Genomic DNA, 9708 nt, shown 5'->3' with positions numbered 1-9708 from the left:
TTCTCCAGTCCCTCGGGTCCGAGCCGCTTGCGCCAGCGCGTCAGCGAGCTGGGATCACACGGCAGCTCATGCTGGAAGTACTCGCAGCCACAGAACCACTGGTAATACGGATTCTCGATCCAGCGCTGCACCACCGCCTCATCGGACAGGTTGAAGGTATGCTGGAGATACGACAGCCCGACCATGAGGCGCGTCGGCTTCGCGGGTCGTCCGAGCGGACGATAGAAGCGGCCGAACTCCTCATCGAAGCGATCCCAGTCGATCAAAACAGCCAGGCGGAACAACGCGTGGCGGGGATCGAGGATCTGGTCGAGGCGGCTGCGGTAGAGATCGCTGGAACTCGGCAGCGTCGGCTTGGGTCCCATGGCAAAACACCAGGTTTAAGCGGGTCCGTCCCCAGATGCTGGCATTTTACAATGCTTCGTGACGACGAAGAATCCTTCTGTCCCAACAAGTTGTGGGTTATTCAGGGCCGACTAAGTATCGAAAAGAGAATGTTTTTACAGATCCGTTTCGCTTGAATCCTGAAGTACTTGCGGCACCCCATCCGCAGGAACGAGGTGCCCTATTTCGACCAAGTGCTTGTATTTCGCCAATTCTGCAATCTGTCTCACTGCATCTACTTCCTGATCAAACGCTGCCTTTCTCAAGCGATTGACTGCCTCGACTACAACATCCGCCTTGCGGAATAACTCTGCCGGCTGATCTGGCGTCCAAGCTCTCACGGTGCGGTGTCGGTACAGAACTTCCCATGAGGGGGGGAAATTCCAAGTCCCCTTGAAAAGCCACTCCCGAGAATTGACAAGATAAATGTGAGAGCCTACTGGCGTGCGTTCATCGATATACGACAAGTAGTAATCAACCAGAGTTTGATTCATCTCCTGCATGCTCTCGACATTGATCACCAGATCTACTGCTTCTTTGGGAAGTGCGTCAGCATGCCAAGTTGGCACAATCAGGAAATCATAATCTTCGATCTTCTTCTCGGGAGAAAACATCACGACGCGCTTCTCAGGAAATCGCGCTCGCAAGTATTCATAAGAATACATTAGCGATACCGGAGCGGCGTCGATATTTATGTAACGAAAATCAGCATTCGTCACCAAAGGCAGGAATTCAGCAAGGCGCCCAAATCCTCCTCCGATCTCCAACACGTTTGTCCTTTTACTTTGGAAATCCACGAAGGCTGAGATCAGAAGGAAGTCTATCAGGCTCCCGAGATCGAATAGTCTCCAACCCCGCTGTCCAAGATCTTCGAATGTGACATCGTTCAAAAGGCCATAATGATCTATCGACCTAAGATAGCGATGATAATCTTCTAGGTAATGTGGCTTACCGGAACAGTCCGCAATCCGCGATGGCTCCAGCAGCGGGATCTGCCCAAGAACCCCGCACCATGGATCGAGCATGAGCTCCATTGTGCCAGAGACTTGCTCTTCGGGCAGACGCATCCACGGGCCGAGATCTATGCTCTCGTTGTGGGCCAGCATCGCTGCCGTTAGTTCTTCAAAGAGCGGACGGTTGGGTGCAACTGAAAAACGTGTCTCATCCCACGACGGAAGCCGGAATTTACCCAAGGAGATTCTCCATAAAAAGGCGCGTCGATGCTCTGCCCCAGTCTGTCACTTCACCCGTTTGGAGCTATCTCCGCCACCTGTTCGGGCCGCAGGGTCCTCGCGCTATAACCTAGCTGGAACACGAGTTCAGCGAATACACCGGCAATCCCGTATGATCCCGTGCGAAGCTTTCGGCTTCCACCACCGTCGGGAAAGCCATCGCCGGAAAGGCTCCCGTTTCATAGTAATCCTGGAGTGCATTTATCTCCTCCGGAGTGAACCCTCTCTTGGCCATGCCATAGCGGTTTATCTTCCGGAACCTCTGATTGAAGATGACAGCAAAGGGGGGAACATGCTTCACGATCGGCGTGTTCATGCCCAACATGGCATGGGCGCCTATATGTATTCTCTGATGGACCGCAACGTGCAGCCCCAGATAGGCATAGTCACCAACCTTCACGAACCCGGCGAGTGTCGCATTCATTGCCATCTTCACGCCGTTGCCGACGGTGCAGTCATGCGAAATATGGCTGGAGGTCATGAGGTAGCAGGCATCACCGATGCTGGTCACCATCTCCTCCGCCGGGGCGTGAATAGAGACGAACTCCCGCAGCACGTTGCGGTCACCGATCATCACCCCGCCAGAAGGCTTGGGGCTCTCGGGATGCTGGGGCGGATAGCCGATTGAGCAATAGGGAAAGATCTCATTGCCAGCCCCCATTTCAACAACTCCGGAGAGTGTCGAGTGATGACCGATCCACGTCGAGGAACCGACGGAGACCTGCCCCTCGATGACGACGTGATGACCGATCCTTACGCCCGAATGAATTCGGCCGGAGCCGCTGAGGACGCAGTTGTTCCCGATCTCTACGTCATCATCAATCTCGAAAGCGGGGCTTACGTAAGACCCTGCTCCAATCTTCGTCATGACAAACGACCAAAGCCATTCCAGGCCTCGAGGGCATCGAGCACCCGATCAACATGGCTGTCACTCATTTCTGGCCACAAGGGCAGACTCAGGACCTCCTCAGCGGCCTGTTCTGCGACGGGGAAGTCTCCCCTCTTATAGCCCAGATGCGCAAGGGCCTCCTGGAGGTGCGGAGGGATGGGATAATGCACGAGTGTGCTGATCCCATGCGATGCCAAGTGTTCCGCAAGGGCGTCCCGGCCGGGCGTCTGCACCACCAGAAGATGCCAGACGCTCTTCATCTGCGGATCGATTTCTGGCGCACCGAGACCTTGGATCCGCTTCAGCCGCTCCAGATATCGCTGCACGAGCCGCTGTCGTGCCTCGTTCTTACCGTCGAGGCTGCGCAGCTTGACGCGCAGGACCGCGGCCTGCATTTCGTCCAGACGGGAATTCGTGCCGAGCGAGGTATGATGGTACTTCTTCGCCGAACCGTAATTGCGAATGGTTTGCGCACGGCGTGCAACCTCATCGTCGCTCGTCACGATGGCACCGCCATCGCCCAGCGCTCCCAGGTTCTTCGTCGGATAGAAGCTGAAGGCCGCAGCACCCCCAAGCCCCCCTGCCCTCTTGCCAAATGCTGTGGCGCCATGGGCCTGAGCGGCATCCTCGATCACGACGAGGCTGTGCTTTGCTGCAACCTCGTTGATGGCGGCCATATCGGCTGGGCGTCCATAGAGATGGACAGGCATGATGGCCCGAGTCTTCGGGGTCACGGCCGCCGAGATGAGGCTCGGGTCGAGGTTGTAGGTCGCAGGATCGATATCAACGCCGACTGGGCGTGCCCCGGCCTCGGTGACAGCAAGCCAAGTTGCAACGAAGGTATGGGCCGGAACAATGACTTCGTCTCCAGGGCCGATGCCATATGCCAGCAGGATCAGCCTCAAGGCATCGAGCCCGTTTCCCACTCCGATGCAGTGGCGGGCTCCGCAATATTCGGCGAATTCAGCTTCGAACTTCTCCAGTTCAGGACCTAGGATGAAGTTCGACCGCTGAAGGGTTCCGGCGACCGCGGCCATGATCTCATCATGGATCTCATCATGGGTCGCGCGAAGGTCAAAGAAGGGCACATTCATGACTTGGATCCCACCGCTTTGATAAAGTCGTTGTAGTCTCGATAGTAGTCGTCCTCGATGTAGGGCATTGATGCCAGCGTGAGACAAACCGCACCAGACGAGAAATTATCCAACACCCTCCACACCATCGACCTCAGGAGAAGCCCAGTATAGGAGCGACGCAAGGTGATGACTTCCGTGTTGTGCCCGTCATCGAGATGCACATCGAAGCTGCCTGACACTGCAATCAGGACCTGTTGCAGCTCCTTATGGGCATGTCCGCCCCTATTCGCTCCCCCAGGGATATCGTAGAGGTAATACACGCGGGCGATATCGAAGGGCAGGTGGCGCCCCCCCTCAACGAAGGTCAGATTACCGCGAGGATCCTGTACCCGAGGAAGATCTATCAACTGCCAGGGTTTCATGGAAGGCACCATAGTGTTAGTTTGCAGGCCTGCCAACTTCGTCAATCCAACGCACCAGAGCATCCGGGTCGACGAAGTAGTCGTCATGTACGGAGTATTCGCCTGAGATCGAAAAAGCGCGCTTGCACGCCAGAAATGCCAGGTCTATCCCGCGAAATTGGGCAACCTGGCTGAATATATAGGGGTTCGTCTGCGGGTGATCCGCCACAAAGATCAACGCCTGCGCCTTTGGATGGGCGAAGATGAGGTTCGTCATCGCCGCACCCGTCGGTCCGACGATCAATTCGGCGGATGCAAAGGTTTCCCGCTGCTCATCAATACTGAGTCCAGAGGGATCAACGATCTCGAAGCCACGCTCTCTCAACAAGCCGATCAAAACGTCCTCGTTCAGCGCCCTCCGGATCCCACGGGGACGAGCCAGATAGAGCCGCCGGGACGGCGCCGCATATTGAGCCGGCCGGAGCTTGTCGTAAACATATTTCAAGCCGCTCGGTGAGAGCACAATGTCATAAGCGGGGTCAACCGGATTCTTATAGTTGCTGAGGACCCTTGACAGGTTCCCGGGCATCCAGAGCCTCTTTACCTTGACACCCACCTGATGCGGGAAGCGCACCACCGCCCGGCTAGGCGCGACACGGGCGAGCAATTCCAGGAAGTTGGGATGGGCCTCGCTGGTGATGATCAGAGGAGCGTCGACCGGAACGCCGCACTGGTCGAGGAGCATCAGTTTCGGCAACACCTCGAACATCCAGTGGTAATAGTTTGCATCCGCATCGCAGGACAGTAGAACGCCTTCGGCCAGTTGTTCCTTGAGAACCGGAACGTGAATGAGGGCCTTTCCGCTGAGGAAAGCCCTTACAATTCCGGGCTTTACTCCAAAACGATTCTCAGGATCTTCCGCAAGTTCGTCATGAAGGATGTCCCCAGCCGATGTCACAACCAGATTAGTTCCGACGATGCACACGGCATTATCGATCGTAGCCATATACAAATCGGGCAGCTTTGCCCTAAACGGCTCCGGATCAATGTCCCGCCCGAACATCTTAGCAGGGTAGACAAGAGCCTCCTCCTGCGCCGACGGCGGCATCGGCAACGAACCATATTCCGGCGCCGAGACAGCAACACTCTGAACGGGCCCTGCGGCAGATTGGACCCAGTCGAGATCAGAAATCGCCAAGATCTGCCGATCCTGCGCGATCGCGCGGCTAAACTCATCCGCTTGAAGGGACTGTGTGACAAAGCTGTAGAGCAAGCCGTTCCGTTCCGCACGACTGCTCGGCACACAGCCAGCCCGCAGGCCGTGCTCCAGATAATGCGCGAGAGCGCTGCCATTCCTGTCGATCCGGTAGACGGCCTGATAATAGTGGGCATCAAAAAAGGCCGAGATGGGGTAGTTCCGGCTAACACCATGCCTCGCATAATGCTCAAACGGGCTTATTCGGGCAGCCAAAACATCCGGATTGGCACGCAGGTAATACTCCGGGTCGAACATCGGATGCGGGCTGGCATCCATGTTCGTGAGAAAGTCAATGAGCGCGTGCTCCTTCGCCACCGCCCGACCGGTCACGTGTCGAATATAGAAGTCACTGTCGAACAGGATGCTTGTCCGAAGTCCCTCGGATGCGCCACGGCGGAAGAAATGCTCGATATAGCCCAGCCCGGTGCGCTCGGATCGTGGCAGTTGACTTTCGTACAAGATGGGATCGAACCAGGGGTGAGGCTGGCGACGCTCAGCTTCGCCATAGAGGGTATAGTGCCTGATGGCGCTTAAGCCGGAAGCCGCGACATCGGGATACCGCTCCAGATAGTAGCCGGGATCGAACAGGAGATTGGGCCTCCGATTCTCCGCCTCGCCGTACCGGGCGAAATGCTCCAGGGGATCAATGCCCGCAGCAGCGACATCGAGATAGCTGCAAAGATAATAGTCGCGATCGAAATAGACCTTGCTGATCCATTGAGGCGACTCATCGCTCTGGGGCGAAGCTCGCCGCATGAGCCTTCGCAGGATCGCTCCTGGAATCCGGATCAAGCCACGACCTCGCCATCGACCAGCCAGCCGCGCGTAAAGATTAGTGTCTTTATGCAACATCGCTCCAGGCTTCAGTTCCGGAATGGGTTAGTGGAGTTCTATCGGTGTGATCGCAATGCAGTAGCCAGAGCCGGTGCGTCAACCTCGAAATTCGACAGCATGACTGGTCCGGACGGGCCTTCATCCCTGAACAGGTTGAGAAGGCGGCGAAAGGCAATTTCCCGTATGGATGGGCTTGGATGAAGGAGGAGAAGCATCGTCGCGAAACCCTGAGGATCATCGACGAGCGGGTCTCCCCAGATGTGGGACTCATCCGGGAAAGCGGCCTTCAGGAGCTCGACCGAGACGCCATCAAAGAAATGCTCATAGACATGGGCAAGCTCGGAATCACTGCTCGCCCCAAGGCGAATCCCTGGTGGGAATGAACGCTCCCTCCGCACTCGGTGCCTCACGAATCGTTCTCGTGATATGGCCATCCCACCGAGCTTGCACAGTCGGATCCACTGCTCAAAGTCATGCGCCCGGAAAAGGCCAGGATTGAAGCCCCCTACGCGCTCAAGTGCCTCACGCTTCACCATCGCGCCGGAAAAACACAAGAAATTCCCATAGTTAAGGAAATCCCTATAAGCGCCTGCCCCGTCTGTTGCGTCGTGTTTGAAGAACACAGGTGCGGCATGGTCGTCCAGTTCTTCACCGTGCTCGTCAATCAGAGACGGGGCGCAGAAATGGGAGGTAAAGCCACCACCTTCAAGGCTTGTTAGCTGGAACTCCAGCCGGTCGGGTAGACATTCGTCCTCAGCCGCGAGGAAAGCCACATAGGCGCCGCGCGCGTGACCGATGGCTCTGTTCAGGGCGGCGCTTGGCCCCAGGTGGGGTTGCCAGACGTAGACGATTTGAGGGGCGTCAAAAGCTGCGACGGCCTCCCGCGTGCCGTCCATGGAGCCATCATCGACGACAATGAGCTCAAAATCGGCGAAGCTCTGTGCAAGGACGCTCTCAATCGCACGGTCGATATGCTTCGCGTCCTGGAATGCGCGGATGACAACGCTGATTTTCGGCCTGTTTGTCTCAGTCACACCATAACCCCTTCAGGCGAAAAATGCTGAACCCGCGCCTAGGCAGTTCTCCACGAGCACTTTGTATTAACTAGCGTCCGAAGGTCCCATGCGCTTGGGCCTTGGTTGCACTTCATCAGATCTCTTGCCCCAACCGCCAAACCACGAAGGGCTGCCGATCGGCAGGACCGCGACGCCCGTGCCACACTCCCAATCGCCGAACTGTCCTCAACAGAGCGCCATCGGCGCACGGCGCAGCCGAATGAACCTTCACGGGAGTGGGACGTGCAGTGCCACGACCGCACGGCTCAGACCTGTCCGGGCAAGTTACATGGCGCCGTCGTGTTCTCCAGCTGGCAGACCATCTGCTTTGTCCGGGCAAGGACTGGTTCATAGGCGGCCCTGAGGATTTCCGCCCGCTTCTCAGCGATCCGGGGATCGGCCGGAACGCGGTAGAGCGAAGTCACCTTGGGAACATAGGCGAACCTGTTGCCGACGGCGTAGCGGTTCCAGAGGTTCCAATCCTCCAATGCGTCGAGATCCTCCTCGAAGCCGCCACGATCAACATAGAGCTTGCGCTCGAACAGGATCGCCTGGATTGGGATATAGTTGAGTTCCCGCAACACATCCGGATCGAACGGGCGCCGCATGGCTCGATGGAAGACAGGCTCACGCTCGACATAGGCTCCATCAGGAAGGCGGCTTGCGTCCGTCGGGACTTCCCATGCAAGCGAGTAGGCTGCAGCGGCATCAGGGTTCAAGGCCAAAGCCCCAACCAAGGCCTCGATGTGATCCGCAAAGAACAGGTCGTCGTCGTCGAGGAAGATGACGAACTCACCTCTCGCAGCGGCAAGTCCCGCATTGCCAGCCGCCGAACGACCGACTTTTGCGAGCGGCAGATAGCGGAGGTTTGTACCGGCGGCATGCGACACCCGCTCGACGACGTCTCGCAGGGTGTCACCACCGTCTTCGACGATCACATGCTCAATGGAGGCATAAGTCTGGCCCATCACGGAGAGAATGCACTGCACCAGATACGTCTCACGCCCTCGAAAAGTGCGCGTCACAACAGAAACGAGGGGCTTTCTGCTCTCATTTCCAGGGGCTTCAACGAATGCCCCCTCCCGCACGAAGTCGTAATCCCATCGATGAAACGGGAACAGAGCTGTGGAATGTCTGCGCTGCCGAAGAGCCTGCGGCATGATACCGATGAGGCGCTTGAGGCTCTTCACCAGATCCCTTCTGCTTTCGGGGTAGACCTCTCGTGCAAGAAGGAGCCGTGCGCTCAGGTAGGGAATGACAGCGATGTCACGCCAGGTTCCGAATTTTAGTCGCAGATACAGATTTGCGAATATGCTGCCCGTGAACTGAAGCGGCTTAATCTGATGCTCGTGCTCATAGGTAAAGTGCCAGACCACTGCCTCTGGGCAGTAGCGCAGGCGAAAGCCGTGCCTGCGGAGCCGATAGGATAATTCGACATCCTCGCCATACATGAAGATGTTTTCGTCGTAACCTCCGATTGCCTCGAATGCACTTCGGCGCAGCAGAACGCAGGCATGAGCGTTCCAGTTTGTCTCGCCGGTTATGGGATCGTAGAACTTGGGATGTTCGTAGGGCTTCTGGCGCAACTCCCAGCACGCCACCTCTGCCTCGTCTGCGCAGGCCTTGGCAACAACCCGTACGAGCGCGTCACCGTCGAAGGTGAGATCGGCGTTCGTCACGAGGCAATAAGGTGACTGGCCAGCCCGGATGCCCGTGTTGTGACCGGCTCCGAAGCCCAGGTTCTCCTGAACGAGGACCTCGAAGCTCGCGAAGCGGCTGCCCTCTTGGTCCTTAATCTCCTTAAGGGTCTGCACCGTTCCATCGGTTGATCCATGGTCGACGAATCTGAGATGGATCTTCCCAAGCGGATAAACTTGGCCGATCAGGCTTCCGACAAATCCGTCGAGCCATTTGCGGCTATTGAAACACACAACCGTGACGTCGATAAACGGCCATTCGGCTGGAGCCGCAGGGGAGACAGGGTTAGCGGAGAAACCCTTCGCAATAGCGCAGCGTCGATCCACGATAGCCTGAAGGGCTGCCTGGTTTACAGACGAATGCCCGATGCTGCGAACATACTTCAGGATCCTTGCGCGTCCGAAAGCGACTTTCTCCCGCAATGGGCGAGGCAGCAGTTTGTGGTAACCGACCCTGAAACCGTGGTAACTTATTCTAAAGCCAATGCCGAGGCTTTTGCGTGCTGCCCGCCAATCGCCACGAGCAAGGCGCTGCGCAAACCGCAGCGGCACCGTTAGCCGCCACGAAGCAGAGCCCACCATCCCATCGAGCCGGGCTTTCAGGAATGTGTTCTCGTTGCGCAGTTCGGCGTTTTCGCGCTGAAGCTTGGCATTTTCCTTGACAAGAACAGCCTCTTCAGCGCGAGCGGCAATGTCGATCTCCTGTTCTCTCGGAGTGCCTGAGATATCTGACATTCGCAACGGTCAAACCCCGGATCCCCTGTCTGACGTTACGTCACGCCCTCGAAGGGTTGAGTTAAAATGTGTTATCAGCATCGCGCTTTAGGCGTTTTGATGATCAGAATCAAGGTAATCTCTTGCTCTGCGCATTCATGCGCTCTG

Annotated in this window: 9 protein-coding genes; 1 reads left to right on the top strand and 8 read right to left on the bottom strand. The window is 57.0% G+C overall.

From position 1 onward, the window contains the following. The 8 genes from ILT44_RS20790 to ILT44_RS20755 all read right to left on the bottom strand — a co-directional run. A partial coding sequence (locus ILT44_RS20790) for a transposase (RefSeq protein ID WP_204241530.1) occupies positions 1-365 on the bottom strand: 365 nt, incomplete at its 3' end. 135 nt (positions 366-500) lie between these two features. Continuing rightward, a complete protein-coding gene (locus ILT44_RS20785; RefSeq protein WP_204241529.1) occupies positions 501-1577 on the bottom strand; it encodes a putative sugar O-methyltransferase in 1077 nt (358 codons plus the stop codon). 109 nt (positions 1578-1686) lie between these two features. Continuing rightward, entirely contained in the window at positions 1687-2484 is a 798-nt protein-coding gene (locus tag ILT44_RS20780; RefSeq protein WP_204241528.1) for an LbetaH domain-containing protein, read from the bottom strand. After that, entirely contained in the window at positions 2481-3599 is a 1119-nt protein-coding gene (locus ILT44_RS20775; protein WP_204241527.1) for a DegT/DnrJ/EryC1/StrS family aminotransferase, read from the bottom strand. The genes ILT44_RS20780 and ILT44_RS20775 overlap by 4 nt, the downstream gene beginning before the upstream one ends. Next, positions 3596-4003 (bottom strand): sugar 3,4-ketoisomerase, encoded by a 408-nt coding sequence (locus ILT44_RS20770; protein WP_204241526.1) that lies wholly within the window; start codon positions 4001-4003, stop codon positions 3596-3598. Before ILT44_RS20770 ends, ILT44_RS20775 begins: the two co-directional genes overlap by 4 nt. Positions 4004-4019: 16 nt before the next feature. Beyond that, positions 4020-6092 (bottom strand): glycosyltransferase family 61 protein, encoded by a 2073-nt coding sequence (locus tag ILT44_RS20765; RefSeq protein ID WP_204241525.1) that lies wholly within the window; start codon positions 6090-6092, stop codon positions 4020-4022. 38 nt (positions 6093-6130) lie between these two features. After that, a complete protein-coding gene (locus tag ILT44_RS20760; RefSeq protein ID WP_204241524.1) occupies positions 6131-7108 on the bottom strand; it encodes a glycosyltransferase family 2 protein in 978 nt (325 codons plus the stop codon). Between the two features lie 287 nt (positions 7109-7395). Further along, positions 7396-9060, bottom strand: a complete 1665-nt coding sequence (locus ILT44_RS20755; protein WP_307826605.1) for a glycosyltransferase family 2 protein — start codon at positions 9058-9060, stop codon at positions 7396-7398. Between ILT44_RS20755 and ILT44_RS31040 the strand changes: the two genes are divergently transcribed. Continuing rightward, complete coding sequence (locus ILT44_RS31040) at positions 8962-9384, top strand: hypothetical protein (protein WP_239468415.1); 423 nt, start codon at positions 8962-8964, stop codon at positions 9382-9384. The genes ILT44_RS20755 and ILT44_RS31040 overlap by 99 nt on opposite strands. The last annotated feature ends 324 nt before the right edge of the window (positions 9385-9708 follow it).

The sequence above is a fragment of the Microvirga arvi genome (assembly GCF_016892765.1).
GTDB classification, from domain to species: domain Bacteria; phylum Pseudomonadota; class Alphaproteobacteria; order Rhizobiales; family Beijerinckiaceae; genus Microvirga; species Microvirga arvi.
This window is presented reverse-complemented; position numbering and strand designations above follow the sequence as displayed.

Bases quoted from the DNA above. Each gene is read 5' to 3' on its own strand.
- ILT44_RS20780 (WP_204241528.1), bottom strand. From the start codon at position 2,484: ATGACGAAGATTGGAGCAGGGTCTTACGTAAGCCCCGCTTTCGAGATT.
- ILT44_RS20770 (WP_204241526.1), bottom strand. From the start codon at position 4,003: ATGAAACCCTGGCAGTTGATAGATCTTCCTCGGGTACAGGATCCTCGC.
- ILT44_RS31040 (WP_239468415.1), top strand. From the start codon at position 8,962: ATGGTCGACGAATCTGAGATGGATCTTCCCAAGCGGATAAACTTGGCC.
- ILT44_RS20765 (WP_204241525.1), bottom strand. From the start codon at position 6,092: ATGTTGCATAAAGACACTAATCTTTACGCGCGGCTGGCTGGTCGATGG.
- ILT44_RS20775 (WP_204241527.1), bottom strand. From the start codon at position 3,599: ATGAATGTGCCCTTCTTTGACCTTCGCGCGACCCATGATGAGATCCAT.